28 protein-coding genes are annotated in these 26,109 nt (G+C 70.8%); 16 read left to right on the top strand and 12 right to left on the bottom strand.

Translation table 11 applies throughout. The features are described 5' to 3' along the window. Positions 1-89 precede the first annotated feature (89 nt). Together ACF08W_RS34335 and ACF08W_RS34330 are read right to left on the bottom strand one after the other, a co-directional pair. Positions 90-341 carry a hypothetical protein gene (locus ACF08W_RS34335; protein WP_392281695.1) on the bottom strand — a complete coding sequence of 84 codons (252 nt, stop codon included), beginning with the start codon at positions 339-341 and terminating at the stop codon, positions 90-92. Between the two features lie 215 nt (positions 342-556). After that, positions 557-925, bottom strand: coding sequence for a DUF3099 domain-containing protein (locus tag ACF08W_RS34330; protein ID WP_385211604.1), 369 nt, complete (start codon positions 923-925; stop codon positions 557-559). A 247-nt stretch (positions 926-1,172) separates the two neighbouring features. Here ACF08W_RS34330 and ACF08W_RS34325 point away from each other — a divergent pair, with 247 nt between their 5' ends. Then, positions 1,173-1,451 (top strand): GlsB/YeaQ/YmgE family stress response membrane protein, encoded by a 279-nt coding sequence (locus ACF08W_RS34325; RefSeq protein ID WP_352280307.1) that lies wholly within the window; start codon positions 1,173-1,175, stop codon positions 1,449-1,451. 76 nt (positions 1,452-1,527) lie between these two features. On the opposite strand, the gene tyrS is transcribed toward ACF08W_RS34325, so the two are convergent. Genes tyrS through ACF08W_RS34310 form a run of 3 tightly spaced genes read right to left on the bottom strand, consistent with a single transcriptional unit; the run spans position 1,528 to position 5,761 of the window. Continuing rightward, complete coding sequence (gene tyrS / locus ACF08W_RS34320) at positions 1,528-2,793, bottom strand: tyrosine--tRNA ligase (protein WP_385211607.1); 1,266 nt, start codon at positions 2,791-2,793, stop codon at positions 1,528-1,530. A 53-nt stretch (positions 2,794-2,846) separates the two neighbouring features. Then, a complete protein-coding gene (locus ACF08W_RS34315; RefSeq protein ID WP_392281694.1) occupies positions 2,847-4,241 on the bottom strand; it encodes a metallopeptidase TldD-related protein in 1,395 nt (464 codons plus the stop codon). After that, positions 4,238-5,761 carry a TldD/PmbA family protein gene (locus ACF08W_RS34310; protein ID WP_352280310.1) on the bottom strand — a complete coding sequence of 508 codons (1,524 nt, stop codon included), beginning with the start codon at positions 5,759-5,761 and terminating at the stop codon, positions 4,238-4,240. Before ACF08W_RS34310 ends, ACF08W_RS34315 begins: the two co-directional genes overlap by 4 nt. Before the next feature lie 232 nt (positions 5,762-5,993). On the opposite strand from ACF08W_RS34310, the gene fabG reads away from it, so the two are divergent. The 3 genes from fabG (at position 5,994) to ACF08W_RS34295 (ending at position 8,050) form a co-directional block, all read left to right on the top strand. After that, positions 5,994-6,713, top strand: coding sequence for a 3-oxoacyl-[acyl-carrier-protein] reductase (gene fabG, locus ACF08W_RS34305; RefSeq protein WP_352280311.1), 720 nt, complete (start codon positions 5,994-5,996; stop codon positions 6,711-6,713). Between the two features lie 5 nt (positions 6,714-6,718). Then, a complete protein-coding gene (gene fabI / locus ACF08W_RS34300; RefSeq protein WP_352280312.1) occupies positions 6,719-7,486 on the top strand; it encodes an enoyl-ACP reductase FabI in 768 nt (255 codons plus the stop codon). A 177-nt stretch (positions 7,487-7,663) separates the two neighbouring features. After that, positions 7,664-8,050, top strand: coding sequence for a hypothetical protein (locus tag ACF08W_RS34295; protein ID WP_392281693.1), 387 nt, complete (start codon positions 7,664-7,666; stop codon positions 8,048-8,050). 64 nt (positions 8,051-8,114) lie between these two features. Here ACF08W_RS34295 and ACF08W_RS34290 read toward each other — a convergent pair whose 3' ends face one another. Beyond that, positions 8,115-8,789: a FadR/GntR family transcriptional regulator gene (locus ACF08W_RS34290; RefSeq protein WP_385211616.1), complete on the bottom strand. Its 675-nt coding sequence runs from the start codon at positions 8,787-8,789 to the stop codon at positions 8,115-8,117. A gap of 170 nt (positions 8,790-8,959) precedes the next feature. Here ACF08W_RS34290 and ACF08W_RS34285 point away from each other — a divergent pair, with 170 nt between their 5' ends. The 4 genes from ACF08W_RS34285 to ACF08W_RS34270 all read left to right on the top strand — a co-directional run bounded on the left by ACF08W_RS34285 (position 8,960) and on the right by ACF08W_RS34270 (position 11,346). After that, entirely contained in the window at positions 8,960-10,267 is a 1,308-nt protein-coding gene (locus ACF08W_RS34285; protein WP_392281692.1) for a CynX/NimT family MFS transporter, read from the top strand. Between the two features lie 26 nt (positions 10,268-10,293). Further along, entirely contained in the window at positions 10,294-10,404 is a 111-nt protein-coding gene (locus tag ACF08W_RS34280; protein WP_268246558.1) for an SGM_5486 family transporter-associated protein, read from the top strand. Between the two features lie 146 nt (positions 10,405-10,550). Further along, positions 10,551-10,757 carry a hypothetical protein gene (locus tag ACF08W_RS34275; RefSeq protein ID WP_352280316.1) on the top strand — a complete coding sequence of 69 codons (207 nt, stop codon included), beginning with the start codon at positions 10,551-10,553 and terminating at the stop codon, positions 10,755-10,757. Between the two features lie 70 nt (positions 10,758-10,827). Further along, positions 10,828-11,346 (top strand): histidine phosphatase family protein, encoded by a 519-nt coding sequence (locus ACF08W_RS34270; protein ID WP_352280317.1) that lies wholly within the window; start codon positions 10,828-10,830, stop codon positions 11,344-11,346. Positions 11,347-11,420: 74 nt separating this feature from the next. On the opposite strand, the gene serB is transcribed toward ACF08W_RS34270, so the two are convergent. Further along, a complete protein-coding gene (gene serB / locus ACF08W_RS34265) occupies positions 11,421-12,686 on the bottom strand; it encodes a phosphoserine phosphatase SerB (protein WP_392281691.1) in 1,266 nt (421 codons plus the stop codon). A gap of 368 nt (positions 12,687-13,054) precedes the next feature. Here serB and ACF08W_RS34260 point away from each other — a divergent pair, with 368 nt between their 5' ends. Then, positions 13,055-15,613, top strand: a complete 2,559-nt coding sequence (locus tag ACF08W_RS34260) for an FHA domain-containing protein (RefSeq protein ID WP_392281690.1) — start codon at positions 13,055-13,057, stop codon at positions 15,611-15,613. A 100-nt stretch (positions 15,614-15,713) separates the two neighbouring features. Here the strand turns inward: ACF08W_RS34260 and ACF08W_RS34255 are convergent, their stop codons facing one another. Continuing rightward, positions 15,714-16,478: a transglycosylase SLT domain-containing protein gene (locus tag ACF08W_RS34255; RefSeq protein ID WP_352280320.1), complete on the bottom strand. Its 765-nt coding sequence runs from the start codon at positions 16,476-16,478 to the stop codon at positions 15,714-15,716. Between the two features lie 432 nt (positions 16,479-16,910). Here ACF08W_RS34255 and ACF08W_RS34250 point away from each other — a divergent pair, with 432 nt between their 5' ends. Together ACF08W_RS34250 and ACF08W_RS34245 are read left to right on the top strand one after the other, a co-directional pair. Beyond that, positions 16,911-18,056, top strand: coding sequence for a GAF domain-containing sensor histidine kinase (locus ACF08W_RS34250; RefSeq protein WP_392281689.1), 1,146 nt, complete (start codon positions 16,911-16,913; stop codon positions 18,054-18,056). Beyond that, entirely contained in the window at positions 18,049-18,693 is a 645-nt protein-coding gene (locus ACF08W_RS34245) for a response regulator transcription factor (RefSeq protein WP_352280322.1), read from the top strand. Before ACF08W_RS34250 ends, ACF08W_RS34245 begins: the two co-directional genes overlap by 8 nt. 62 nt (positions 18,694-18,755) lie before the next feature. Here ACF08W_RS34245 and ACF08W_RS34240 read toward each other — a convergent pair whose 3' ends face one another. Then, the gene (locus ACF08W_RS34240; protein ID WP_352280323.1) at positions 18,756-19,541 is read right to left on the bottom strand and encodes a hypothetical protein; all 786 of its coding nucleotides are present in this window, start codon (positions 19,539-19,541) and stop codon (positions 18,756-18,758) included. A gap of 142 nt (positions 19,542-19,683) precedes the next feature. On the opposite strand from ACF08W_RS34240, the gene ACF08W_RS34235 reads away from it, so the two are divergent. From ACF08W_RS34235 to ACF08W_RS34220, 4 genes are all read left to right on the top strand, one after another. Then, positions 19,684-20,481: an ABC transporter ATP-binding protein gene (locus ACF08W_RS34235; RefSeq protein ID WP_352280324.1), complete on the top strand. Its 798-nt coding sequence runs from the start codon at positions 19,684-19,686 to the stop codon at positions 20,479-20,481. Positions 20,482-20,627: 146 nt separating this feature from the next. Further along, positions 20,628-21,056, top strand: coding sequence for an NfeD family protein (locus ACF08W_RS34230; protein ID WP_352280325.1), 429 nt, complete (start codon positions 20,628-20,630; stop codon positions 21,054-21,056). A 152-nt stretch (positions 21,057-21,208) separates the two neighbouring features. Continuing rightward, a complete protein-coding gene (locus ACF08W_RS34225; protein WP_352280326.1) occupies positions 21,209-22,165 on the top strand; it encodes an SPFH domain-containing protein in 957 nt (318 codons plus the stop codon). Positions 22,166-22,226: 61 nt separating this feature from the next. After that, positions 22,227-22,994 (top strand): sulfite exporter TauE/SafE family protein, encoded by a 768-nt coding sequence (locus tag ACF08W_RS34220; protein ID WP_352280327.1) that lies wholly within the window; start codon positions 22,227-22,229, stop codon positions 22,992-22,994. A 60-nt stretch (positions 22,995-23,054) separates the two neighbouring features. On the opposite strand, the gene ACF08W_RS34215 is transcribed toward ACF08W_RS34220, so the two are convergent. The 3 genes from ACF08W_RS34215 to ACF08W_RS34205 all read right to left on the bottom strand — a co-directional run bounded on the left by ACF08W_RS34215 (position 23,055) and on the right by ACF08W_RS34205 (position 25,092). After that, on the bottom strand, positions 23,055-23,561 hold the full coding sequence (locus ACF08W_RS34215; protein ID WP_352280328.1) for an HNH endonuclease: 507 nt from the start codon (positions 23,559-23,561) through the stop codon (positions 23,055-23,057). A 160-nt stretch (positions 23,562-23,721) separates the two neighbouring features. Then, complete coding sequence (locus ACF08W_RS34210; protein ID WP_392281688.1) at positions 23,722-24,252, bottom strand: YbhB/YbcL family Raf kinase inhibitor-like protein; 531 nt, start codon at positions 24,250-24,252, stop codon at positions 23,722-23,724. A 57-nt stretch (positions 24,253-24,309) separates the two neighbouring features. Next, the gene (locus ACF08W_RS34205) at positions 24,310-25,092 is read right to left on the bottom strand and encodes a sporulation protein (RefSeq protein ID WP_352280330.1); all 783 of its coding nucleotides are present in this window, start codon (positions 25,090-25,092) and stop codon (positions 24,310-24,312) included. A 73-nt stretch (positions 25,093-25,165) separates the two neighbouring features. Between ACF08W_RS34205 and ACF08W_RS34200 the strand changes: the two genes are divergently transcribed. Next, positions 25,166-25,807, top strand: a complete 642-nt coding sequence (locus ACF08W_RS34200) for a DNA-3-methyladenine glycosylase (RefSeq protein ID WP_385211633.1) — start codon at positions 25,166-25,168, stop codon at positions 25,805-25,807. Positions 25,808-26,109: the final 302 nt, after the last annotated feature.

Below are 26,109 nucleotides of genomic sequence, written 5' to 3'. Positions count from 1 at the left end.
ATCGGAGCGACCCTCCGCCTTGCGATCGCACGCACCGGACACCGCACGGCCCGGCCTCCGGCCGGACGACGGCAGTTTGAAGACAGGTCCTAGACGTCCTGCGCCCGGGACTCCCACTCCGTCAGCGTCACGACCTCCTTCAGGAAGCCCCGGACACCGAGGAACGACGACAGGTGCTCCCGGTGCTCCTCGCAGGCCAGCCAGGTCTTGCGACGGTCCGGGGTATGCACCTTCGGGTTGTTCCAGGCGAGCACCCAGACCGCGTCGGCCCGGCAGCCCTTGGCGGAACAGATGGGTGCGGCGGCGGCGGCGCTCTCGGCCGCGTTCTCAGGGGAGTTCACGGACTCAACCCTAATGTCGGACCCCGCACCATCAGGAAAAAGGCGACGCCGGGCAGCCACGGGGGGAGCTGCCCGGCGTCAGTCCGTCGCTCCGACGGGGGATGCGGAGCGCGCTTCGAAGTATGTCACGCAGACCGGGGTGCGGTGCACCGTAACTTCATGATTGATCTGAGCATTTCTTGAGCATCGGCCGTCATCCGCAGGTCGGCCCAGGCTCAGGCCGGTGCCCCGCCGCCGTGCGCCCCGTCACCCTCCGGGCCGGATTCGGCCGCCCCGGACACCGGCGCCGCGTCGAGCGCCGGACGCATCGGCGCCGGGATGAAGGTCGAGGGCAGCGAACGAGGAGTCTCCCGGCCCGCGTTGGCGATGACCACCGCCACGTACGGCAGCAGCATCCCGAGCGCGAGCGCCACGATCGCCACGTACCGCTCGACGTTCCACAGCGTCGCGGCCAGGACCACCGACAGCGTCCGCACGGACATCGAGATCACGTAGCGCCGCTGCCTGCCGCGGACATCGTCCGCCAGCCCCTGCCGGGCCCCGGTGATCCGGAAGACCTCGCCGTCGCTCCGCTTCCGCACCATGTCTCCCTCACCCTTCCCCCGACTTCCCCCGACCGGCCGGGGGCACCGCGGACCCGCCCCGGCCGCCCACGGACCGGACCGCAACCACGGTACGCCCGGCCCCCGGCGGTCACGAGACCGGGGCGGGCACGTTCGTACATTTCGGTACCAGGGCCCCACGCACGGACGCGTCCGGCATGCGGTCGCCCGACCCCGGCCCGAGACTGGTCCGGACGGGCGCGACGCCGCGCCCCGCGAGGAGGCGGACATGGGCTGGCTGTGGGCAATCATCGTGGGCCTCGTGCTCGGTCTGATCGCCAAGGCGATCCTGCCCGGCAAACAGAAGATCCCGCTCTGGCTGACGGTCGTCTGCGGCATCATCGGCAGCGTGCTCGGCAACACCGTCGCCACCTGGATCGGAGTCAACGACACCAAGGGCATCGACTGGACCCGCCACATCCTCCAGCTCATCGGCGCGATCGTCATCGTCGCGGTCGGGGACGCGGTATGGGCCGCGGTCCGCGGCAACCGGAGCAGAAGAACCTGACCCTCCGGCACCACGCACCGCGGCCGGACACCCCGTGAGGGCGTCCGGCCGCGGCGCAGTGGATACGGGTCCGGGCTCAGCCGGTGACCTCGACGGCGGCGAGGTTCTTCTTGCCCCGGCGCAGCACCAGCCAGCGCCCGTGCAGCAGCTCCTCGCGGCCCGGCGCGGCCTCACCGTCGACGACCTTGACGTTGTTCACGTACGCGCCGCCCTCCTTCACCGTGCGACGGGCACCCGACTTGCTCGGCGCCAGACCGACCTCCACCAGCAGATCCACCAGCGGGCCCAGCTCGGTGACGCGCGCGTGCGGCACCTCGGACAGGGCGGCGGCCAGCGTCGCCTCGTCCAGCGCGCCGAGCTCGCCCTGGCCGAACAGCGCCTTCGACGCCGCGACGACCGCCGCGCACTGGTCGGCGCCGTGCACCAGCGTCGTCAGCTCCTCGGCCAGCGCGCGCTGCGCCGTCCGGGCCTGCGGACGCTCCTCGGTGACCTTCTCCAGCTCCTCCAGCTCGGCAGGGCTGCGGAAGCTGAGGATCCGCATGTACCGGGAGACGTCCCGGTCGTCCACGTTCAGCCAGAACTGGTAGAACGCGTACGGCGTGGTCATCGTCGGGTCCAGCCAGACGGCCCCGCCCTCGGTCTTGCCGAACTTGGTCCCGTCCGCCTTCGTCATCAGCGGTGTCGCCAGCGCGTGCACCTCGGCGCCCGGCTCCAGGCGGTGGATCAGGTCGAGGCCCGCGGTGAGGTTGCCCCACTGGTCGCTGCCGCCCTGCTGGAGCGTGCAGCCGTAGCGCCGGTACAGCTCCAGGAAGTCCATGCTCTGGAGCAGCTGGTAGCTGAACTCGGTGTAACTGATGCCCTCGTCGGACTCCAGCCGGCGGGCGATCGACTCCTTCGTCAGCATCTTGTTGACGCGGAAGTGCTTGCCGATGTCCCGGAGGAACTCGATCGCGGACAGCCCCGCGGTCCAGTCCAGGTTGTTGACCATGACCGCGGCGTTCTCGCCCTCGAAGGACAGGAACGGCTCGATCTGGGCCCGCAGCCGCGCCACCCAGGCGGCGACCGTCTCCGGGTCGTTCAGCGTGCGCTCCGCGGTCGGCCGCGGGTCGCCGATCTGACCCGTCGCGCCGCCCACCAGGGCCAGCGGACGCAGCCCGGCCAGCTGGAGCCGGCGCATGGTGAGCACCTGCACCAGATGGCCGACGTGCAGACTGGCCGCGGTGGGGTCGTAGCCGCAATAGAACGTGACCGGGCCGTCCGCGAGAGCCTTGCGCAGGGCGTCCTCATCAGTGGACTGGGCGAACAGCCCGCGCCACTTCAGCTCGTCGACGATGTCCGTCACGGTTCTTTCTCTCCTCATAAGTGCGGCACAGGGCAACACCCAGTTTAGGCGGGTCACACGCCGGGGCTCACCGAGCTCATGTTGAAGTCGGGGATCCGCAGCGCGGGCATCGCGGCCCGAGTGAACCAGTCGCCCCACTCGCGCGGCAACGTCGTTTCGGTGCGGCCCGCCTCCGAGGCCCGCGACAGCAGGTCCACCGGCGACTCGTTGAACCGGAAGTTGTTCACCTCGCCGACGACCTCGCCGTCCTCGACCAGGTACACCCCGTCACGGGTCAGCCCGGTCAGCAGCAGGGTGGCCGGGTCGACCTCCCGGATGTACCAGAGGCAGGTCAGCAGCAGCGCGCGCCCGGTCGTCGCGGCCACCATCTCGTCCAGGGAGCGCTCGCCGCCGCCCTCCAGCAGCAGGTTGTCGATGGCCGGGGCGACCGGCTGGCCGGTCAGCTCCGCCGTGTGCCGGGTCGCCGTCAGCCGCTCCAGCCTGCCCTCGCGCACCCAGTCGGTCGACGCCAGCGGCAGCCCGTTGTCGAAGACGGAGGCCCCGTCCCCGGAGGCATGGGCGATCACGAACGGCGCCGACTCCAGCCCGGGGGCGTACGGGTCGCTGCGCAGCGTCAGCGGCAGCCCGGACAGCTGCTCGCCGATCCTGGTCCCGCCACCCGGCCGGGAGAAGACCGTCCGGCCCTCCGCGGCGTCCCGCGCGGTCGACGACCACAGCTGGTAGATCAGCAGATCGGCGACGGCCGTCGGCGGGAGCAGCGTCTCGTACCGCCCGGCGGGCAGCTCGATACGGCGCTCCGCCCAGGCCAGCCGCCGCGCCAGCTCCGCGTCGAGCGCGGCCGGGTCGACGTCCTTGAAGTCGCGCGTCGAGCGGCCCGCCCAGGAGGACCGGGTGCGGTCGGGCGACTTGGCGTTCAGCTCCAGCGTCCCGGTCGGCTGGTCGTGGCGCAGCCGCAGCCCCGTCGACGTCCCCAGATACGTGGAGCTCATCAGGTGGTGGGCGAAGCCGTACAGCTCGCGGCCGCCGGAGCGGGCGCGGGCGAAGGCGTCGCCGAGCGCCGGGGCGAAGTCCGCGAAGACCTCCGAACCGGTCTCGGCCGGCGCGTCCGTGAAGTCGGGCGACGCGGCCACCCCGCTGACCAGCGGCTGTGCGTCCTCCGCCGGGGAGGCCCCGCGCGCCGCGGCCTCGGCGGCGCGCACCAGCGGCTCCAGGTCGTCGGCGGTGACCGCGGCCCGGGACACCACGCCGGACGCGGTGCCCCGCGCGCCGTCGACGGTCGCGACGACGGTGAGGGTCCGGCCCCGGGTCACCCCGTTCGTGGTGAGGGCGTTGCCCGCCCAGCGCAGGTTCGCCGAGGAGTGCTCGTCGGCGATGACCACGCAACCGTCGGCGGTCGACAGTTCGAGCGCGCGCTCGACGATCTCGTACGGCTTGCTGACACGGCTCATCGACCGGCCTCCTGCGTCGTGTTGAGGATGTTGACGCCCCGGAAGAGCGCGGACGGGCAGCCGTGCGAGACGGCGGCGACCTGCCCCGGCTGCGCCTTGCCGCAGTTGAAGGCGCCGCCCAGCACGTACGTCTGCGGGCCGCCGACCTTCTCCATCGAGCCCCAGAAGTCCGTCGTCGTCGCCTGGTAGGCGACATCGCGCAGCTGACCGGCGAGGCGCCCGTTCTCGATCCGGAAGAACCGCTGACCGGTGAACTGGAAGTTGTACCGCTGCATGTCGATCGACCAGGACCGGTCGCCGACCACGTAGATCCCGCGCTCCACCCCGCCGATCAGGTCCTCCGTGGACAGCCCGCCCGGCTCCGGCCGCAGGGACACGTTGGCCATCCGCTGCACGGGGACATGGCCGGGGGAGTCCGCGTACGCGCAGCCGTTGGAACGGCCCAGGCCGGTCAGCTTCGCGATCCGCCGGTCCAGCTGGTACCCGACCAGCGTCCCGTCGCGCACCAGGTCCCAGGACTGCGCCGCGACGCCCTCGTCGTCGTACCCGATGGTCGCGAGACCGTGCTCGGCGGTGCGGTCACCGGTCACGTTCATCACGGGGGAGCCGTACGCCAGTTTGCCCAGCTGGTCGAAGGTGGCGAACGAGGTCCCGGCGTACGCCGCCTCGTACCCCAGCGCCCGGTCCAGCTCGGTGGCGTGGCCGATCGACTCGTGGATGGTCAGCCAGAGGTTGGACGGGTCGACCACCAGGTCGTACGTCCCCGCCTCGACGCTCGGGGCGCGCATCTTCTCGGCCAGCAGCCCGGGGATCCGCTCCAGCTCACCGGCCCAGTCCCAGCCGGTCCCGGTCAGGTACTCCCAGCCGCGGCCCACCGGCGGGGCGATCGTCCGCATCGAGTCGAACTCGCCGGTCGTCCCGTCCACGGCCACCGCGGTGAACTCCGGGTGCAGCCGCACCCGCTGCTGGGTGGTCACCGTCCCGGCCGTGTCCGCGTAGAACTTGTTCTCGTGGACGGTGTTCAGCGACGCGTCCACATGCGCGACGCCCTCCGCCGCCAGCAGCCGGGCGCTCCACTCGGCGAGCAGCCCCGCCTTCTCCTCGTCCGGCACCTCGAACGGATCGACGTCGTACGCCGACACCCAGGTCCGCTCGCCGTGCACCGGCTCGTCCGCCAGCTCGACCCGCTCGTCGGAACCGGCCGCCGCGATCACCTTGGCGGACAGCTTCGCCATGGCGACGGCCTGCGAGGCCACCTTCGCCGCGGCGTCCATCGTCAGATCCACCCCGGACGCGAACCCCCAGGCCCCGCCGTGCACCACCCGTACCGCGTAGCCCAGATCGGTGGTGTCCGACGACGCGGCGGGCCGGGCGTCCCGCAGCCGCCAGGAGGCGCTGCGCACCCGCTCCATACGGAAGTCGGCGTGTTCGGCACCCAGCGCACGCGCGCGGGCGAGCGCCGCGTCGGCGAGGGCCCGCAACGGCAGGGCCAGGAACGACTGATCTACCTCATGGGGCACGGCGGATTCCCTTCTCGATGCACCACGGAAGTGAACCACGCCGGAGGGTGACCGCACCTGGCGTCAACCGGACACCCTCGCCGCGACCCGGCGGCGGCCCTCCCGGGAGGACCGCGCACTGTAGGAACCCCACAGTGCCCGGGGGAAGGCCCTGTCAGGGGCCGATTGCTCGCGGAGCGGACGGTACCGATAGGTTTTCGACGTACCAGACCGCTAGGGAAAGGGTGATCCGATGAGCCGCTCGGTTCTCGTCACCGGAGGAAACCGGGGCATCGGCCTCGCCATCGCCCGCGCCTTCGCCGACAACGGTGACAAGGTCGCGATCACCTACCGATCCGGAGAGCCGCCCGTCGTGCTCACCGAGGCCGGTGTCCTCGCGGTCCGCTGCGACATCACCGACGCCGAGCAGGTGGAGCAGGCCTACAAGGAGATCGAGGAGAAGCACGGCCCCGTCGAGGTGCTGGTCGCCAACGCCGGTATCACCAAGGACCAGTTGCTGATGCGGATGTCCGAGGAGGACTTCACGTCCGTCCTGGACACCAACCTCACCGGCACTTTCCGGGTCGTCAAGCGCGCCAACCGCGGCATGCTGCGCGCCAAGAAGGGCCGGGTCGTCCTCATCTCCTCCGTCGTCGGGCTCCTCGGCTCGGCCGGGCAGGCGAACTACGCCGCCTCCAAGGCCGGTCTGGTCGGCTTCGCCCGCTCGCTGGCCCGTGAGCTCGGCTCGCGGAACATCACTTTCAACGTCGTCGCGCCCGGCTTCGTCGACACCGACATGACGCAGGCGCTCACCGAGGAGCAGCGCAAGGGCATCGTGGCCCAGGTGCCGCTTGGCCGCTACGCGCAGCCCGAGGAGATCGCCGCCGCGGTGCGTTTCCTCGCCTCCGACGACGCGTCGTACATCACTGGAGCCGTCATCCCGGTTGACGGCGGATTGGGCATGGGTCACTGATCACCATGAGCGGAATTCTCGACGGCAAGCGCATCCTCATCACCGGTGTGCTGATGGAGTCGTCCATCGCTTTCCATGCCGCCAAGGTGGCCCAGGAACAGGGCGCCGAGGTCATCCTCACGGCCTTCCCCCGGCCCACGCTGACCGAGCGCATCGCCAGGAAGCTGCCGAAGCCGGCCAAGGTCATCGAGCTGGACGTGACCAACGCCGAGCACCTGGACCGGCTCGCCGGTCTGGTCGAGGCGGAGCTCGGCTCCCTCGACGGCGCCGTCCACTCCATCGGCTTCGCGCCGCAGGACGCCCTCGGTGGCAACTTCCTGAACACCCCGTTCGAGTCGGTCGCCACCGCGATGCACGTCTCGGCGTTCTCGCTGAAGTCGCTGGCCATGGCCTGCAAGCCGCTGATGAACAACGGCGGCTCGGTCGTCGGCCTCACCTTCGACGCGCAGTTCGCCTGGCCGCAGTACGACTGGATGGGCCCGGCCAAGGCCGCCCTGGAGGCCACCTCCCGCTACCTCGCCCGTGACCTGGGCAAGGACGACATCCGCTGCAACCTGGTCTCGGCCGGTCCGCTCGGCTCGATGGCCGCGAAGTCCATCCCGGGCTTCACCGACCTGGCCAAGGTGTGGGACACCCGCTCCCCGCTGGCCTGGGACATGGGTGACCCGGAGCCGGCCGGCCGCGCCATCGTCGCGCTGCTCTCGGACTTCTTCCCGAAGACCACCGGCGAGATCATCCACGTCGACGGCGGCGTGCACATGATGGGCGCCTGACCCGTACGACGGGACTCGACCCGGCCGCGTACCGCCCGATCACGGGCGGTACGCGGCTTTCGTACGTCCGGAGGCGGGGTGCGTGGCCCGTCGGCCGAGATCGACTCGAAAAGGTAGTCGATCCACCGCAGAATGTGATGAACCGGACTTCGGGCCAGGCTGCGGGAGGAGGTCGTCATGCGCTCCACACGTCGCCGGACCGGCGCGCTGCTGGCGGCCGCCATAGCGCTTGCCGGGCTCGCCGCCCCCGTGGGGATAACCCTGGCGGGCCGGGCCGGAAGCGGGGCGTCCACCCCCGCCGCACCCAGCCCGGAGCCCGCCGGAGCCGAATGCCTCACCTCGATACGGGGCTCACGCGTCGTCGCCCTCTGCCACAACCCGTACCCCTCCACCGACCGCGTACAGCTGCACACCGAGTGCCGTCAGTGGTGGGACGTGGACGCCGACTCCGCCCCGGTCGACGTGGAACCCGGGCGGACCGTACGGATCGACGACCGCTGCTGGAAGCAGGTCGCCTCCGTCTGGGTCACCCACCGGACGCGGGGCGTGCCGGACACCCGCTGAGGGGGAGTCTCACGAATGCCTGCGGCGTCGCTCCTTCACCCACACCCACTTTGTTCAGACACCCCTAGGGACGATCCGCCGGGCAGCTCAGCGCATGGCTCGCCGCCTCGGCCGCCGCGGTCTCGCCGTCCCCGGCCCGGATCGCCTCGACCAGCCGCCCGTGGTCCATGTGGTTCTCCGGCCGCAGCTCGTGGCCGATGTCGCCCCTGAGGTAGTCGCGCAGCAGATCCCCCAGGTCGGCGTAGAGGGCGGTCAGCACGTCGTTGTGCGAGGCGGCGACCACGGCGTGGTGCAGTGTCGCGTCCGCCTCGACGAACGCCTCGGCGTCCCCCGCCGCCCATGCCTCCTCGCGGCGCGCCATGAGCGCGTCCAGCTGCTTCAGGTCCCGCTCGGTGCGCCGGGCCGCGGCCAGCCGGGCCGCCGACGACTCCAGCGTGGAGCGCAGCTCGGCGATGTGGCGCGGATCGGCGGAGGCGAAACGGCGGTGCATCACCCCGGCCAGCTCGCTGGTGGCCACGACATAGGTGCCCGACCCCTGCCGGATGTCCAGCAGCCCGTTGTGCGCGAGGGCGCGCACGGCCTCCCGGACGGTGTTACGGGCCACCCCCAGCTGCTCCACCAGTTCGGGCTCGGTGGGAATGCGGGAGCCCACGGGCCACTCGCCCGAGGTGATCTGATTCCTGAGCTGGGCAATCACCTGGTCGGCGAGTGCCGAACGCCGCGGGGACGTCAGCGCCATGGTGCTCCTTGGTCCGGTTGCTGGTGCGGGCGGGGTGCCGGGAGCGGCACGAGGGGCGGGGGTGGTCGCACCCGGAGCGAATGGTCTCAGAACGCGCCAGGTCCGCCGAGTTCCGGTCGACTCCTCGCCGACTGGACAATCAATCATCCCATGATTCTATGATGGGTCTCATGTCCGATGAAGAAACCAGCACACTGAGCCCCGCCCCCGCGGCGGACGACCCCACGAGAACCACGGCCGCACAGGCCCCGCAGGGCCGCCGGACGGCGCCGGCCGGTGACGGCACCTCCCCCTGGGTGCTCCGGCTGGTCGCCGTCGGACTGGTCCTCACCGCCCTGAACCTCCGCCCCGCCATCACCAGCCTCGGCGCCCTCCTCGAAGAGGTGCGCGACGGTCTGCACATGAGCGGCAGCGTCGCCGGTGTCCTCACCTCCGTACCGCCGCTCTGCTTCGCGATCTTCGGGATCATGGCGCCCAGGCTGGCCCGCCGGTTCGGGCCGGGCGCGGTCGTCTGCGCCGGGATGATCGCCATCACCGCGGGTCTCGTGATCCGGCCGCTCGTCGGCGGGACGGCCGGCTTCCTCGCCGCCAGCGCCCTCGCCCTCATGGGCATCGCGGTCAGCAACGTCCTGATGCCCGTCATCGTCAAGCACTGGTTCCCCGACCGGGTCGGCTCCATGACCGGGCTCTACTCCATGGCCCTGGCCCTCGGCACCTCGCTCGCCGCCGCGGTGACCGTGCCCATGACCAGTGCGATGGGCGGCAGTTGGCGTCTGGGTCTCGGCGTGTGGGCCGTGCTCTCCGCCGCCGCGATCCTGCCCTGGCTCCCGCTGGTGCGCGACCGGCGCGCCGCGAACCGGCCGTCCGGCGGCCCGGTGGCCGCCCAGGCCGCCCCGGAGCTCCGGATCACCCGCAGCCGCACCGCCTGGAGCCTCGCCTGCTTCTTCGGTCTGCAGGCCACCGCCGCGTACATCACCATGGGATGGATGCCGCAGATCTTCCGCGACGCCGGGGTCTCGGCCGGTACCGCCGGTGTGCTGCTCGCCGTCACCATGGCGATGGGCGTGCCGCTCGCCTTCGTCATCCCCCGGGTCGCGAGCCGGATGCGCAACCAGGGCCCGATCGTCCTCGTCCTCGGCAGCTGCGGCCTCGCCGGTTACGCGGGCCTCTACCTCGCGCCCGCCGGAGGGGCCTGGGCCTGGGCCCTGCTCCTGGGCATCTCGAACTGCTCCTTCCCGCTCGCCCTGACCATGATCGGCATGCGGTCGCGCACCGGGGCGGGTGTGGTGCGGCTGTCCGCGTTCGCCCAGTCCGTCGGCTACCTGATCTCGATCCCGGGGCCGCTGCTGATCGGCGTGCTCTACCAGCACAGCGGCGGCTGGGAGCTGCCCATCGCGCTGATGGCGGGCCTCATGGTGCCGCAGATGGCGGTCGGCTTCCTCGCCGGGCGGGACCGGACGATCGAGGACGAATGCTGAGATGCGAGACTGGGGCCATGTCTCCTGTGCTCGACCCGAACCCTCAGAACGGCCAGAAGAAGCTTCTCGCCGTGCTCGGCGCGATGCTGCTGATCACCGTGGTCGTCGCGGTGATCGCTTCGATCGCCTCCCCCTGACGCCCGGTACACCTCACAGGTGGGGTTAACCCCCCTGTCCCCTAGGGGGCAGGGGTGGGGGTGAAGTGGGTGGACTGCCGGATGGGCCCGGGGCCCCGGCGTCCGTAGGTTCTTTCGTAGAGAACCGATGACCCACGGAGGCGGACATGCGGGCCCCAACGCCCACCCGGACCACCCACCCGGCCACAGGCGGTGTCGACGTGCGGCTGCCGTGGTGGGGCATCGTGCTGCCCGCCCTCGGCTTCGCCGTCCTGCTGCTGCTGATCGTCAGCCCCGGCGAGGCGCAGGCCACCGGCGCCGACCCGGCGATCAGCCGGGTCCTCGCGCACCTCCTCGCCCTGGTGACCGGCTGAGCCCGTGCCTCGCACACCGGCTCGTCAACCCCCTGCGCCGGACCGCACGTTTCATGCGAAGCTGAGGTGTATGAGCGTCGACACACCTCGCAGGATCGTTCTTCTCCGGCACGCCAAGGCGGAATGGTCACAGGATTCCGACCACGAACGGCCGCTCGCGGAGCGCGGCCGCAAGGACGCCCCCGTCGCGGGCCGTCGGCTCGCCGGAGCCGGGATCGACCTCGACCTGGCCCTCTGCTCCACCGCCGCCCGGACCCGCGAGACCTGGAAGCTGGCCGTCCACGAGATGCCGCGCCGCCCCAGGACCGTCTACGAGGACCGGCTGTACGAGGCGTCCCTCGGCGAGCTCATCGCCCTGGTCAACGAGACCCCCGAGGACGTGCGCGACCTCCTGGTCATCGGCCACAACCCCGGCATGCACGCGCTCGCCGACGCCCTCGCCGGAGAGGCCGAGGGCGACACCCTGGCCCGGATGAGCCGCAGCGGGTTCCCCACCTCCGCGTTCGCCGTCGTCGAGTTCAACGGTTCCTGGAAGGGCGTGGAGCACGGCGTCGGCAAGCTCGTCGAGTACTGGACGCCCAACGGCTGACCCCGCCCGTACGCACCGGTGCCCCGGGACCGCTCGACGGTTCCGGGGCACCGGTGCGTGGACGGGTGGACGGATCAGTCGACGAGGCCGTCGGCGGCCTCGACCTCCTCGCGGGTGATGCCCAGCAGATAGAGCACGGTGTCCAGGAACGGCACGTTCACCGCGGTGTGCGCGGCCTCCCGGACCACCGGCTTGGCGTTGAAGGCCACCCCGAGCCCGGCGGTGTTCAGCATGTCCAGGTCGTTGGCGCCGTCACCGATCGCGACGGTCTGCGCCAGCGGCACCCCGGCCTGCTCGGCGAAGCTGCGCAGCAGCCGGGCCTTGCCCGCCCGGTCGACGATGTCGCCGACGACCCGGCCGGTGAGCTTCCCGTCGACCACTTCCAGCGTGTTGGCGGAGGCGAAGTCGAGCCCGAGCCGCTCCTTCAGGTCGTCGGTGACCTGGGTGAAGCCCCCCGAGACCACGCCCACCTGGTAGCCGAGACGTTTCAGCGTACGGATCAGCGTGCGGGCCCCCGGCGTCAGCCGCACCTCGGCGCGCACCTTGTCCACCACCGAGGCGTCCAGCCCGGCCAGGAGCGCCACCCGCGCGTGCAGCGACTGCTCGAAGTCCAGCTCGCCGCGCATCGCCTGCGCGGTCACCTCGGAGACCTCGTCCTCGCAGCCCGCGTGGGCGGCGAACAGCTCGATGACCTCGTCCTGGATCAGCGTCGAGTCGACGTCCATGACGACCAGCCGCTGGGCCCGGCGGCTCAGCCCGGCCGACACCACCGCGACGTCCACACCGATGCCGGCCGCCTCCGTTGCCAGGGCGGTCCGCAAGTCCTCGGTCGCGGTGCCGGACACCGCGAACTCCACGGCCGTGACCGGGTACTTCGCGAGCCGGAAGATCCGGTCGATGTTGCCCCCGGTGGAGGTGATGGTGGCCGCTATGGCGGCGGTCGACTCCGCGGTCAGCGGATGCCCGAGCACCGTCACGTGGGAACGCCCGAGACCCCGGGGCCGGTTGTCACCGGTACCGGAGATGATCTCGGCCTGGAGCTTCAGCGACTCGGCCCAGCTGTGCACGGTCGCCCGCAGGTCGCCCTCGGTGGTGGTGCCCGCGGCCGGGGCCGTGACCAGCGCGCACAGCACTATGCGGCCACGGGTGACGACCTGCTCGATGTCGACGACGTCGACGGAGTAGGCGGCGAGGGTGTCGAAGAGCCCGGCGGTGATGCCGGGACGGTCCTTCCCGAAGATCTTCACGAGAAGGGTCGGGGTGCTGGTGTCCCGACGGGACTCAGGAGGCTCAGGGGACTCGGGAGACGAGGAGGACTGAGATGGCTGAGATGCGCTCATGGTGCTTCCACCGTATCGGGCCGCCGCCGGGTGCCGAGGTTCCGTCCCGAGGAACGGACAGCGCGCACGGCCCGCGCCCCCGCACCGGACCGCGGGCGCCGTGACGGACCGCGCCCGTCCCCTTCCACCCGGTACCCGGACGAGGTGGAGCGGCACCCGGTCTGCGCCGTTCGGTGGCGTTTCGTGCGCGCTGGGGACGCTTGCCGCGCTCTTTGCCGATTGTTCGTGTCGGCCCCGTAACGATGCAGGTCCAAGCAGGTACCAGGACCGGTCCGACTTTCGTATCCGGGACTGCTCCTGGAATAGTTCCCCACGATGTTCAAGCATCCCTAGACTCCCTGTGATGGGGGTAACTCGGGGGACAACTAGTGGGGCGCGGAGTGCCGGAACTCGTACTGGAATTGAATGGAAGGACCTGGACGCTCGATCCGTCCAGGTCGTACACCCTCGGACGCGATCCTCAGGGCGACCTGACGATCGACGACGCCAGGGTGTCGTGGCGGCACGCCACGATCAGCTGGGGGGGCCGGAACTGGTTCATCGAGGACCACGGCAGCACCAACGGCACCTATGCGCAGGGCAGCAGGATCCAGCAGCTGGAGATCGGCCCCGGCACCGTCATACACCTGGGCAACGCCACTGACGGACCGAGGCTGAGCGTCACCGCACCCGCGGGCGCGGACGTCTACGGGGGACAGGGCGCGGCCGCCCAGCAGGCTCCCGCCCAGCAGCCCCCGCAGGGCGGCCCCGGCTGGGGCAACCAGCAGGCCCCCGCGCAGCAGCCGCAGGCCCCGCAGCAGCAGGGATGGCAGCAGCAGCCCCCGGCCCAGGCGCAGCAGCAGCCGTACGTACCGCAGCAGCAGGGCATGGCCGGTCCGCCCGGCGCGGGCGGGGCCGCGGGGGCCCCGCCGGTCCACGGCGACCGCAGCCCGACCACGTTCCACCAGTTCGCGCTCGGCCGGGTCATGCGCATCGGTCGTGCCCTGGAGAACGACCTGGTCGTCTCCGACCTCCAGGTCTCCCGCAACCACGCCGAGTTCCACGCGACGCCCGACGGCCGCTTCGAGATCCGGGACCTCGGATCGCACAACGGCACGTACGTCAACGGCCAGCCGCTCGCCAAGTCCGGCTCCGCGTTCATCGGACCGAACGACACGGTCGGCGTCGGCCACTCGACCTTCCGCCTGGTCGGCGACCGGCTCGAAGAGTTCGTCGACACCGGTGAGGTCTCCTTCTCCGCCCGCCACCTCACGGTGACCGTGGACGGCGGGAAGCAGATCCTCAAGGACGTCTCCTTCGGCGTCCCGGAGAAGTCGCTCATCGCGGTCATCGGCCCCTCGGGCTCCGGAAAGTCCACCCTGCTCAAGGCGCTCACCGGCTACCGGCCCGCCAACCAGGGCGACGTCCTCTACGACAACCGGAACCTGTACAAGCAGTTCGCCGAGCTGCGCCAGCGTATCGGTCTGGTCCCGCAGGACGACATCCTGCACAAGGAACTCACCGTCACCAAGGCCCTCAAGTACGCGGCCAAGCTCCGCTTCCCCGCGGACACCACCGAGGCCGAGCGCGAGGCCCGCATCCACGAGGTCCTCGCCGAGCTCAAGCTCGACATCCACAAGGACAAGAAGGTCACCTCGCTCTCCGGCGGCCAGCGCAAGCGCGTCTCCGTCGCCCTGGAGCTGCTCACCAAGCCGTCGCTGATCTTCCTGGACGAGCCGACCTCCGGCCTCGACCCGGGCATGGACCGCGACGTCATGCAGCTGCTGCGCGGGCTGGCCGACGACGGCCGTACCGTCCTCGTCGTCACCCACTCCGTGGCCGAGCTGGCGATCTGCGACAAGCTGCTGGTCATGGCGCCGGGCGGATCCGTCGCCTACTTCGGCCCGCCGGAGGAGGCGCTCAACTTCTTCGGCTACACCACCTGGGCCGACGTCTTCTCCGCGTTCGAGAACTACCGCGACTACGACTGGGCCGGCCGCTGGCGCGGCTCCCAGCACTACCAGATGTACGCCGCGGACATCGACGCCGTCGCCGCCCAGCCGGTGCAGATGCCGCCGCAGCAGATCCACCCGCCGAAGCCGCAGAGCTGGTCGGCCCAGCTGTGGACGCTGATCCGCCGCTACCTCTCGGTGATCGCCTCCGACAAGGGCTTCATGGGCCTGATGGTGATCCTGCCCGCCGTGCTCGGTGTGGTCAGCGTGGTCATCCCGGCCAAGTTCGGCCTGGCCCCGCCGGAGGCCCCGTCCCGGTTCAACGGAGCCGCCGGAACGATCATGCTGATCCTCGCGGTCGGCATGTGCTTCTCCGGCGCGGCCAACTCCGTACGAGAACTGATCAAGGAACGCGTGATCTACGAACGGGAACGGGCCACCGGCCTGTCCCGCTCGGCCTACCTGATGTCCAAGGTGATCGTCCTCGGCGTCATCACGGCCTTCCAGGGCGTCATCATCTGCGGCATCGGCTTCGCCACCCGCAAGCTCCCGGACGAGGGTCTGATCATGCCGCCCGCCCTGGAGCTCTGCCTGACGATCATCGCGCTCGGCTTCACCTCGATGATGTTCGGCCTGGTCATCTCCTCGCTGGTGAAGACCTCCGAGAAGACCATGCCGCTGCTGGTCATGTTCGCGATCGTCCAGGTCGTCTTCACCGGCATCCTCTTCCAGGTGTACGGCTCGCCCGGCCTGGAGCAGTTCGCCTGGCTGATGCCGTCCCGCTGGGCCATCGCCGGTACGGCCGCCACGCTGGACCTCTCGCACCTGATGGCGCCGTGGGACCCGAAGGACCCGACCAACCTGGACCCGCTCTGGGAGCACTCGGCCGGCCAGTGGGGCATCAACATCACGGTGCTCCTGGTGCTCGGCATCGCCTGCGGCTTCGTCGTCGCGCGACTGCTGCGCCGCCACGAGCCGGAGGTCATGCGCAAGTAGCGCGGACCCCGGCACACCGGACGGACGAAGGGCGGCACCCCGCACGGGGGTGCCGCCCTTCGGCGTCGACGCGGTGACCGCCCGGGGGCCGGGCCGCCGGTCAGTACGCGCTGTTGACGTTGTCGATCGAGCCGTACCGGTCGGCCGCGTAGTTGGCGGCGGCCGTGATGTTGGCGACCGGGTCGTAGATGTTCGTCGAGGTGCCCGGGACGTGGTACGCGTTGAACGTCGGCTGGATCACCTGGAGCAGACCGCAGGACGGGGTGCCGTTCTGGGCGTTGATGTCCCAGCCGTTGACGGCGTTCGGGTTGCCGGTCGACTCGCGCATGATGTTGCGGTGCAGACCGTTGTACGAACCGGGGATGCCGTGGGCCTGCATGATGTCGAGGGCCTGACGGATCCAGCCGTCCAGGTTGTTCCCGTAGACCGGGGTGCGGACCTCGGAGCGGCTGGCGGCCTGCGGCTCGGTGCGCTGGGCGGCGACGGCCTCGGTCCGCACCGCGGCGGCCCGGGCCTTGGCCTCGGCCTTCGCCTGCGCCGCCGCCTTCGCCTCGGCGGCCTTGGCCTTCGCGGCGGCGGCCTTCTTGGCCTTGGCGAGGTCGGCGGCCTTCACCAGCTGCTCGGCGGTGGAGTGCTGCTCGATGATGCTGGCCTGCACGGCCTTGGCCTGCGGCGAACCGGCGGCCGACGCGAGCACCACGGGGACGCCGGTCACGGCGGCCGATGCCTCGGTCTTGGAGTCGGCGTTGGCGGGGACGAGCGAGAACGAGAGCGCGGCGGCGGCCATGGCGGATATACCCGCGACGGAGAGCTTCTGGGTCTTGTTCAGGCGGCGGCGACGGCTGGTGGTGCTGGACGCGAGCATGCAGACGTACCTCTTCGAATCGCGGGAGTCCTCACGGAGGACGAAGACGGGAGGCGTTCGTTCGCATCTCCGTCGGGGACGAGAGCAATTCTTAGCGGCAGCAAAATCTGCTGGCAACGGTGTGACGTACGAACCCGGGTAGTGGAGCAGGGGGCCGCTCGAACGTGACCGCCCCCGCTCATCGCCACTCATGCAGCGCTTATCTCTCCACTAGCGGGCTTCGTAAGTGACGTGGGTCCTATGTGCGGCCTCACATCGGCTCCGTAACGAACTGACCAACCGTTGCTTCAGCAATTCGGAGGGTGAGGCTCTGGGCCCACGGGGGGAGACGTCGACCCCCGGACCTAGGACAGGTCCTAGGCCCGTCGCCCCACGGAAGAGCCACCCACGGGCCGATACGGCGCCCGGACCCCCGCCGGTACGGTGAGGCACATGAGCCACCGCCCAACGTCGGGCCTCGCGGCCGTGAGCGCCGCCCTGCTCGCCATGAGCCGGCACCTCGAAGTGCGCGACGTCCTGAAGACGATCGTCGCCTCCGCCCGCGAGCTGCTGGACGCCGAGTACGCCGCCCTGGGCGTCCCCGACGACCACGGGGGCTTCGCCCAGTTCGTCGTCGACGGCGTCAGCGACGAACAGTGGAAGGCGATCGGCCCACTCCCCAGACAGCACGGCATCCTCGCCGCGATGCTCCACGAGGCCCGGGTCGAGCGCCTCGCCGACGTCCGCAAGGACCCCCGCTTCGAGGGCTGGCCCGATGCCCATCCCGACATGTCCGACTTCCTGGGCCTGCCCATCAGGGACGGCGAGGAGATCATCGGCGCCCTCTTCCTCGCCAACAAGCGCTGCCCCAAACCCGAGGGCGGCTGTGGCTTCACCGCGGAGGACGAGGAACTCCTGGCCATCCTGGCCCAGCACGCGGCGATCGCCCTCACCAACGCCCGCCTGTACGAGCGCAGCCGCGAGCTCACCATCGCCGAGGAGCGCTCCCGGCTCGCCCACGAGCTGCACGACGCCGTCAGCCAGAAGCTCTTCTCGCTGCGGCTCACGGCCCAGGCGGCGGCCGCCCTGGTGGACCGAGACCCGGCACGCGCCAAGGGCGAGCTCCAGCAGGTCGCCGCGCTCGCCGCCGAAGCCGTGGACGAGCTGCGCGCCGCCGTCGTCGAGCTGCGCCCCGCCGCACTCGACGAGGACGGACTCGTCGCCACCCTCCGCACCCAGATCCAGGTCATGGACCGGGCCCACACCGCCCGGGTCACCTTCGAGAGCCAGGGCGTCCGGGCGGTGCCCGCCGCCCAGGAGGAGGCGCTGCTCCGCGTCTCCCAGGAGGCCCTGCACAACGCGCTGCGCCACTCCGGGGCCGACCGGGTGGACGTCGTACTGGCCAGGCACGGCGGCGGCACACTGCTCCGGATCACCGACGACGGATGCGGCTTCGAGCCCGCGGCGACCCGGCAGGCCGGCCGCCACCTGGGCCTGGTCTCCATGCGGGACCGCGCGAACGGCGTCGGCGGAAGGCTCACCGTTGAATCGGCGCCCGGCAAGGGCACCACGATCGAGATGGAGGTACCCGGTGGCTGACAGAACCATCAGGGTGCTGCTGGTCGACGACCACCAAGTGGTCCGTCGCGGTCTGCGCACGTTCCTGGAGGTCCAGGACGACATAGAGGTGGTCGGCGAGGCGGCCGACGGCGCCGAGGGCGTGGCCAGGACGGAGGAGCTCCGCCCCGACGTCGTCCTGATGGACGTCAAGATGCCCGGGACCGACGGCATCGAGGCCCTGCGCAGGCTCCGCGAGCTGGAGAACCCGGCCAAGGTCCTGATCGTCACCAGCTTCACCGAGCAGCGCACCGTGATCCCCGCCCTGCGCGCCGGAGCCTCCGGCTACGTGTACAAGGACGTCGACCCGGACGCCCTGGCCGGCGCCATCCGCTCGGTCCACGCGGGCCACGTCCTGCTCCAGCCGGAGGTCGCGGGCGCCCTGCTCGCCCAGGAGGAACCGGGCGGCGGCACGGGCCGGGGAAGCACGCTCACCGAACGGGAGCGGGAGGTACTGGGGCTGATCGCCGACGGCCGCTCCAACCGGGAGATCGCCCGCGCCCTGGTGCTCTCCGAGAAGACGGTCAAGACACACGTCTCCAACATCCTCATGAAGCTCGACCTCGCCGACCGCACCCAGGCGGCCCTCTGGGCCGTCCGGCACGGCGCCGCCGACTGACCGGCCCCGGTGCGCGGCCGGACGGCCCCCGGACCCGCCCGGCCACGCACCGCCCGAAGGACCTACCGCCGCCGCTCCAGCTCCTCCACATACGCGTTGTACGCCGCCACCTGGGCCCGCCGTGCCACCCGCTCCACCGGCCGCAGCGCCTCGCCCCGCGCCGCGATCTGCGAGGCGCTCACCGCCCCGCCGTGCCCGTTCTCGTACGCCACCGAGATCAGCAGCCCCACCCGCTGCGCCAGCTCCAGCACCCGCACCGCCCGCGGCGGATACCCCGGGGCCAGCACCTCACGCCCCCGCTCCGCCCGCGCCCGGTACGCGTCCACCGCCGCCTCGGCCACCGGCCCCGAACCGGCCACGTCCAGCCGAGACAGCACCGCCGTCGCGTCCCGCAGCCCCTCCGCCAGCTCCCGCTCCGCCTCGCCCAGCGACGGCACATCGGCCGGCGGCGCCTCCCGTACCGCCAGACACCGCCACACCACCTCGATGTGCAGGTCCCCCTCCGGCCCCGCTTCCCGCACCTCGGGAACCAGCCCGTACGGCGCCCCGAAGGCCACCACCGCCTCCTCGGCCTCCAGCGCCCGCGCGTTGAACTCCGGCGGACCGCTCAACCCCAGCGGATGCCCCGGAGCCGGCAGCGCCACCCGGAAACCCGTCACCCCCAGCCCCCGCAGCCGCCCCAGGGCCAGCGTGAGCCCGACCGGCCCCGCTTCACCCGGAAGCCCCTCGACGCGGTGCACCGCGTCCTCCCCGACGATGGCGAGCGCCGCGTCGTCCGGCGACACCAGCCCCGCCAGAAGCGCGTTTCCCCATGAGGCCAGCCGTCCTGAGCGTGGTTCCGAAAGCATGGGGACAGCGTAGAGAACCGGCCCCGTCCCCGTCGTCACGCGGGCCCAGGGCCGGGCACACTCGTCCGGTGGCGTAGATTTCCTGGGGAGCCGTGCCCACAGGCACCGACGATCTCGACACTGCATGGGGAGACAACGCGCCATGAGCGATGTACTGGAGCTGGTGGACGTATCCGTGGTCCGCGACGGACGCGCTCTGGTGGACGATGTCTCCTGGTCGGTCAAGGAGGGGGAGCGCTGGGTCATCCTCGGCCCGAACGGCGCCGGCAAGACCACCCTCCTCAACATCGCGTCCAGCTACCTCTTCCCGAGCTCCGGCACCGTCAGCGTCCTCGGCGAGCACCTCGGCGGCGTCGGCACCGACGTCTTCGAGCTCCGCCCCCGCATCGGCATCGCGGGCATCGCCATGGCCGAGAAGCTGCCCCGCCGCCAGACCGTGCTGCAGACGGTGCTCACCGCCGCGTACGGCATGACCGCCACCTGGCACGAGGACTACGAGGCCGTCGACGAGGAGCGCGCCCGCGCCTTCCTCGACCGGCTCGGCATGACCGAGTACCTCGACCGCAAGTTCGGCACCCTCTCCGAGGGCGAGCGCAAGCGCACCCTGATCGCCCGCGCCATGATGACCGACCCCGAGCTGCTGCTCCTCGACGAACCGGCCGCCGGTCTCGACCTCGGCGGCCGCGAGGACCTGGTCCGCCGCCTCGGCCGACTGGCCCGCGACCCGTACGCCCCCTCCATGATCATGGTCACCCACCATGTCGAGGAGATCGCCCCCGGCTTCACCCACGTCCTGATGATCCGCCAGGGCAAGGTGCTCGCCGCCGGCCCCATGGAGACCGAGCTCACCTCCCGCAACCTCTCCCTCTGCTTCGGGCTGCCGCTCGTCGTCGAGCACACCGGCGACCGCTACACGGCCCACGGCCTGCCCCTTTCCTGACCGCGCCGCTCTTCCGACCCCGCAGCTCCCCCCGGCCCACCGCACCAGGCCCGGGCCCGGCCCACGGGCCCGGCCCACGGGCCCGGCCGGTCCGGAGCTCGCCCGCGCCCTGTCCGCGGGGGCGTCCGCGGTCCTACCATGGGCCCGTGGACATCGACGCGTGGGTGTGGTGGCTGATCGGCGCGGCGGGGCTGGGCATCCCGCTCGTCCTGACCGCGATGCCCGAATTCGGCATGTTCGCCGTCGGAGCGGTGGTCGCGGCGGTCGTCGCGGCGCTCGGCGGCGGCATCGTGGTCCAGGTCCTGGCGTTCCTGGTGGTCTCCGTGGCGCTCGTCGCCGTGGTCCGCCCGATCGCCGCCAGACACCGCTCCGGCCAGCCCCGACTGGCCACGGGAATCGACGCGTTGAAGGGCCGTCAGGCCGTCGTCCTGGAACGGGTCGACGGCAGCGGCGGCCGGATCAAGCTGGCCGGGGAGATCTGGTCGGCCCGCGCGTTCGACGAGGAGCAGAGCTTCGCCCCCGGCCAGCAGGTCGATGTCGTCGAGATCGACGGGGCCACGGCGGTCGTCATGTGACCGAACCGCCCCCACGGCAGTGCGTGTTCTGCCAGACTCGATGTCGATCATGTCGATCATCATGGAAGCGGGACCGGCCGGAGGGTCGACCCCCACCGTGATCCCGGCCCGATCATCACGAACCGTCGGCAACCGAAGGGCAACGAAGAACGATGCAACCGGTCATCATCGTCCTGATCATTCTGGTGGTGCTCGTCTTCATCGCCCTGATCAAGACGATCCAGGTCATTCCCCAGGCCAGCGCCGCCATCGTCGAGCGCTTCGGCCGCTACACCCGCACGCTCAACGCGGGCCTGAACATCGTCGTCCCGTTCATCGACACCATCCGCAACCGCATCGACCTGCGCGAGCAGGTCGTGCCGTTCCCGCCCCAGCCGGTGATCACCCAGGACAACCTGGTCGTGAACATCGACACCGTCATCTACTACCAGGTGACCGACGCCAGGGCCGCGACCTACGAGGTCGCCAGCTACATCCAGGCGATCGAACAGCTCACGGTCACCACCCTCCGCAACATCATCGGTGGCATGGACCTGGAGCGGACCCTCACCTCCCGCGAGGAGATCAACGCGGCCCTGCGCGGCGTCCTCGACGAGGCCACCGGCAAGTGGGGCATCCGGGTCAACCGCGTCGAACTCAAGGCGATCGAGCCGCCCACCTCCATCCAGGACTCGATGGAGAAGCAGATGCGCGCCGACCGTGACAAGCGCGCCGCCATCCTCCAGGCCGAAGGTACGCGCCAGTCCGCGATCCTCACCGCGGAGGGCGAGAAGCAGTCCGCGATCCTGCGCGCCGAGGGTGAGGCCAAGGCATCGGCCCTGCGCGCCGAGGGCGAGGCCCAGGCGATCCGTACGGTCTTCGAGTCCATCCACGCCGGCGACCCGGACCAGAAGCTCCTCTCGTACCAGTACCTCCAGATGCTCCCGAAGATCGCCGAGGGCGACGCCAACAAGCTCTGGATCGTGCCCAGCGAGATCGGTGACGCCCTCAAGGGCCTCAGCGGCGCCTTCGGCAACCTCGGCAACGGAGCCCCGGGCTTCGACACCGGCAAGAGCACCCCCGGCTTCGACACCGGCAAGGAACGCCGCGAGGTCCCCCCGGTCGAATGACGCGTACACGCCCCGTGCATGATCAGTGAACCAAGCACCGATCATGCACGGGGGACACGCCATGAATTTCTGGGAGATGCTCGCCGTCTTCGCCGCGGGCATCAGCGCCGGCACGATCAACACGATCGTCGGCTCGGGAACACTGATCACCTTCCCCGTCCTGCTGGCCACCGGCCTGCCCCCGGTCACGGCCACCGTCTCCAACGCCCTCGGACTGATACCCGGCTCGGTCAGCGGCGCCATCGGCTACCGCAAGGAGCTCGAAGGCCAGGGCCGTCGCGTCCTCAAGCTCGCGATCGGCGCCCTCATCGGCGGCCTCACCGGCGCCACCCTGCTGCTGGCCCTGCCTTCCACGGCCTTCGAGACCATCGTGCCGATCCTGGTGGCCCTGGCGCTCGTCCTGGTCATCCTGCAACCGCGCATCAGCAAAGCGGTCCAGCGCCGCCGCGAGACCACCGGCAGCCCCGCCCGCCCCGACGGCGGACCGCTCCTGTTCGTCGGGCTGATGCTCGCCAGCGTCTACGGCGGCTACTTCACCGCCGCCCAGGGGATCATTTACCTCTCCCTGATGGGGATGCTGCTCGACGACACCATGCAGCGCCTGAACGCCGTCAAGAACATCCTCGCCGCGGTCGTCAACAGCATCGCCGCGCTCTTCTTCCTCTTCGTCGCGGACTTCGACTGGACGGCCGTCGTGCTCATCGCGGTCGGCTCCGCGCTCGGCGGCCAGATCGGCGCGAAGATCGGACGCCGGCTCAGCCCCGTGGTCCTGCGCGTGCTCATCGTCCTGGTCGGCACGGCCGCCATCGTCCAGCTCCTGCTCCGCTGACACACGGAAGCCCGCCTCCCCCCGGAGGCGGGCTTCCGTACGGCGATACGCGTACGCCGGCTACGCCGCGGCCCGGTCCAGCCAGTCCGGCAGCTCCGCCAGCTCCCCGGCCCCCATGGCGAGGAGCATCGCCTGCGCCGGAGACGGCACGAAGGGCTGCCGCAGCAGCGGCATTCCGGCCTGCTCCGGCGTCCGGGCCGCCTTGCGGTGGTTGTCCTCGGCGCAGGACGCCACCGTGTTCAGCCAGGTGTCCTGACCCCCCTGGGCACGCGGTACGACATGGTCGACGGTGCTCGCCCGCCGCCCGCAGTACGCGCACCGGTGCTGGTCCCGGACCAGCACCCCCCTCCGGGACCACGGCGCGTGTCTTCGGAACGGCACCCGTACGTAACGGCAGAGCCTGATCACCCGGGGCGCAGGGATGTCCACGGCGGCACCGCGCATGCGGAGATCGGGATGTGCCTGCTCGACGACGGCCTTGTCCTGGAGGATCAACACCACCGCACGCTTCAGCGTCACCGTCGACAGCGGCTCGAAGCTCGCGTTCAGTACCAGCGTGTCCCGCATCTCGCCCACCTCCCGTGTGCCGCCCGCCCCCTGGCAGGCCCGGATCAACTCTGGCCGGGCAGCCCCTGATGGACAACGCAATAAAAAAATGCCCTGCCCTGATCTCTCCAGGACCAGGACAGGGCAAACAGAGGGGGAACTCTCGGTTCGACGGCGACCCTCAGGCGGGGCCCGTGTACTCACCGATCAGCTGGGCGCGGCCCAGGGTGTGGAAGCGCAGATTGAACCCGACGACGGCGGGCGACGCGTCGCTGTCGATCCCCAGCCTCTCGGTGTCCACCGCGTACACGGTGAACACATAGCGGTGGTTCTCCCCGGCCGGCGGCGCGGCACCGCCGAAGTCCTTCGACCCGTAGTCGTTGCGCGCCTGCACGGCCCCGGCGGGCAGTCCCGCGAAGGAGCCGCTGCCCGCACCGGCCGGCAGCTCCGTGACCGACGCCGGAATGTCGAAGAGGACCCAGTGCCAGAACCCGCTGCCGGTCGGGGCGTCGGGGTCGAAACAGGTCACGGCGAAGCTCTTGGCCCCCGCCGGGAACCCCTCCCACCGCAGGTGCGGCGAAGTGTTCCCGGCCGCGAACACCTGGGCGTCCGCCAGCACCGCCCCGGGGGCGAGATCCTCGCTCGTCACCGTGAACGACGGCACTTCCGGATGGAAGTCGTGCGGCAGCGGGGCCCTCTTCGGCTCGGTCACGTCAGTACCTCTCCTGATGGCTGTACGGCACAGCGGTCGGCAAGATCCTCCACGACCCTAGAGCCAGTTGCGCTGACCGCCGACCTGCGCCAGCCACTGATTGAGGTACGCCGCCCAGTCGGTCCCCTGGAAGTCGTGCAGGCCGACCTTGAACGAGCGGTACGTGTCGCTGCCCTCGGTGAAGAGGCCGCCCTTCTTGTCCATCTCCAGGACGACGTCCATCTCGCGGTCGTCCGCGACGAACGACAGCTCGACCTGGTTGAGCCCGCGGTACTGCTGCGGAGGAAGGAACTCGATCTCCTGGTAGAACGGCAGCCGCTGACGCGTCCCGCGGATGTGACCGCGTTCCATGTCCGCGCTGTGGAACCGGAATCCGAGCCGGCCGAAGGCGTCGAGGATGGCCTGCTGCGCCGGCAGCGGGTGCACGTTGACCGGGTCGAGATCACCCGAGTCCACCGCGCGGGCGATGTCCAGCTCGGTGGTCACCCCGATGTTCATGCCGCGCAGGTGCTGCCCGGCGAACATGGTGATCGGCGTCTCCCAGGGAATCTCCAGCCCGAAGGGAACGACGTGCGTGGCTCCGGCCTGCAGTTCGAACGCGCCACCGAGCTGCAGTCTGGTGAACTCGATGTCCTGCTTGGTCTCCGTGTCGTGGCCCTCGACCTCCACCCGGGCCTGCAGTCCCACCGAGAGCCCCTGGATCCGCTGATCCACGGAACCGCCCTGGATCCGCACCTCGCCCTGGACGATTCCGCCCGGCACGACGTTGAGCTCGGAAAGCTCGGTCTCCACCGAGGCGCCGCCGGCGCCGAGGCTCGCGAGCAGCCGCTTGAAGCCCATCTTCACTCCTCCTTGGTCCTGACCCGTACATACGCGCCACGACCGTTCCCGGTTCCCGGTAACCTCGACCGCCATGATCGAGGGTTTGGACCGTACGCCGCTGCCGCGTGACTTCTTCGACCGCCCCGTGCTTGATGTGGCACCCGACCTCCTGGGCCGGACCCTGGTACGCGCCACCCCGGACGGCCCCATCGAGCTCCGCCTGACCGAGGTGGAGGCGTACGACGGCGAGGCCGACCCCGGATCGCACGCCTTCAGAGGCCGCACCGCGCGCAACAGCGTCATGTTCGGACCGCCCGGCCACGCCTACGTGTACTTCACCTACGGCATGTGGCACTGCCTCAACCTGGTGTGCGGCCCGGAGGGCAAAGCCAGCGGGGTACTGCTCCGCGCGGGCGCCATCCAGGTGGGCGCCGACCTCGCCCGTGTACGGAGGGAATCGGCCCGGAACGACAAGGAACTCGCCAAAGGCCCGGCCCGCCTGGCCACCGCGCTCGATGTGGACCGGGCGCTGAACGGCACCGACGCCATCGCCCACCCGGGCGCCCCACTCTCCGTACTCCACGGCACCCCGCCACCGCGTGACCAGGTACGCAACGGTCCGCGCACCGGAGTGGGCGGCGACGGGGCCACCCACCCCTGGCGGTTCTGGATCGAAGGGGACCCCACGGTGAGCCCCTACCGGGCCCATGTGCCACGTCGCCGCGCAACTTGACTCGCTCTTGGGGGTCACCTAATGTAGCCCGAGCCGCTTGAAACGGGCACAGCTGTCGTCGGAGTCCATCGGACCACCGACCGAGCAGCCCGGAGCAGCCAACTACTACCTACGATTCACCCTGACGGGGTCGAATTCGGCATGCCGTAATTCAACCCCTCGGCTCGATTATGAGCCGTCAAGGAAATCGGCTAACGTAGTGGACACGCCGAAAGGCAAAGACCTTCCAGCAGGTCACCGGAATTCAAATTCGGACCGGAAACGGAACGAAAAAGAGTCTGGTAAGGTTGGAACCGCCGGAA

It is taken from the genome of Streptomyces sp. NPDC015144, from assembly GCF_043079735.1.
Taxonomy (GTDB): Bacteria; Actinomycetota; Actinomycetes; order Streptomycetales; family Streptomycetaceae; genus Streptomyces.
The sequence above is the reverse complement of the archived record's forward strand: the minus strand, read 5'-3'. Positions and strand labels throughout refer to the sequence as shown.

What these genes read in the sequence shown, in the direction of transcription:
- ACF08W_RS34330 (WP_385211604.1), bottom strand. Translation starts at nt 925, where the DNA reads ATGGTGCGGAAGCGGAGCGACGGCGAGGTCTTCCGGATCACCGGGGCC.
- ACF08W_RS34325 (WP_352280307.1), top strand. Translation starts at nt 1,173, where the DNA reads ATGGGCTGGCTGTGGGCAATCATCGTGGGCCTCGTGCTCGGTCTGATC.
- ACF08W_RS34315 (WP_392281694.1), bottom strand. Translation starts at nt 4,241, where the DNA reads ATGAGCCGTGTCAGCAAGCCGTACGAGATCGTCGAGCGCGCGCTCGAA.
- fabG (WP_352280311.1), top strand. Translation starts at nt 5,994, where the DNA reads ATGAGCCGCTCGGTTCTCGTCACCGGAGGAAACCGGGGCATCGGCCTC.
- fabI (WP_352280312.1), top strand. Translation starts at nt 6,719, where the DNA reads ATGAGCGGAATTCTCGACGGCAAGCGCATCCTCATCACCGGTGTGCTG.
- ACF08W_RS34295 (WP_392281693.1), top strand. Translation starts at nt 7,664, where the DNA reads ATGCGCTCCACACGTCGCCGGACCGGCGCGCTGCTGGCGGCCGCCATA.
- ACF08W_RS34290 (WP_385211616.1), bottom strand. Translation starts at nt 8,789, where the DNA reads ATGGCGCTGACGTCCCCGCGGCGTTCGGCACTCGCCGACCAGGTGATT.
- ACF08W_RS34285 (WP_392281692.1), top strand. Translation starts at nt 8,960, where the DNA reads ATGTCCGATGAAGAAACCAGCACACTGAGCCCCGCCCCCGCGGCGGAC.
- ACF08W_RS34275 (WP_352280316.1), top strand. Translation starts at nt 10,551, where the DNA reads ATGCGGGCCCCAACGCCCACCCGGACCACCCACCCGGCCACAGGCGGT.
- ACF08W_RS34270 (WP_352280317.1), top strand. Translation starts at nt 10,828, where the DNA reads ATGAGCGTCGACACACCTCGCAGGATCGTTCTTCTCCGGCACGCCAAG.
- serB (WP_392281691.1), bottom strand. Translation starts at nt 12,686, where the DNA reads ATGAGCGCATCTCAGCCATCTCAGTCCTCCTCGTCTCCCGAGTCCCCT.
- ACF08W_RS34255 (WP_352280320.1), bottom strand. Translation starts at nt 16,478, where the DNA reads ATGCTCGCGTCCAGCACCACCAGCCGTCGCCGCCGCCTGAACAAGACC.
- ACF08W_RS34250 (WP_392281689.1), top strand. Translation starts at nt 16,911, where the DNA reads ATGAGCCACCGCCCAACGTCGGGCCTCGCGGCCGTGAGCGCCGCCCTG.
- ACF08W_RS34240 (WP_352280323.1), bottom strand. Translation starts at nt 19,541, where the DNA reads ATGCTTTCGGAACCACGCTCAGGACGGCTGGCCTCATGGGGAAACGCG.
- ACF08W_RS34235 (WP_352280324.1), top strand. Translation starts at nt 19,684, where the DNA reads ATGAGCGATGTACTGGAGCTGGTGGACGTATCCGTGGTCCGCGACGGA.
- ACF08W_RS34225 (WP_352280326.1), top strand. Translation starts at nt 21,209, where the DNA reads ATGCAACCGGTCATCATCGTCCTGATCATTCTGGTGGTGCTCGTCTTC.
- ACF08W_RS34220 (WP_352280327.1), top strand. Translation starts at nt 22,227, where the DNA reads ATGAATTTCTGGGAGATGCTCGCCGTCTTCGCCGCGGGCATCAGCGCC.
- ACF08W_RS34215 (WP_352280328.1), bottom strand. Translation starts at nt 23,561, where the DNA reads ATGCGGGACACGCTGGTACTGAACGCGAGCTTCGAGCCGCTGTCGACG.
- ACF08W_RS34205 (WP_352280330.1), bottom strand. Translation starts at nt 25,092, where the DNA reads ATGGGCTTCAAGCGGCTGCTCGCGAGCCTCGGCGCCGGCGGCGCCTCG.
- ACF08W_RS34200 (WP_385211633.1), top strand. Translation starts at nt 25,166, where the DNA reads ATGATCGAGGGTTTGGACCGTACGCCGCTGCCGCGTGACTTCTTCGAC.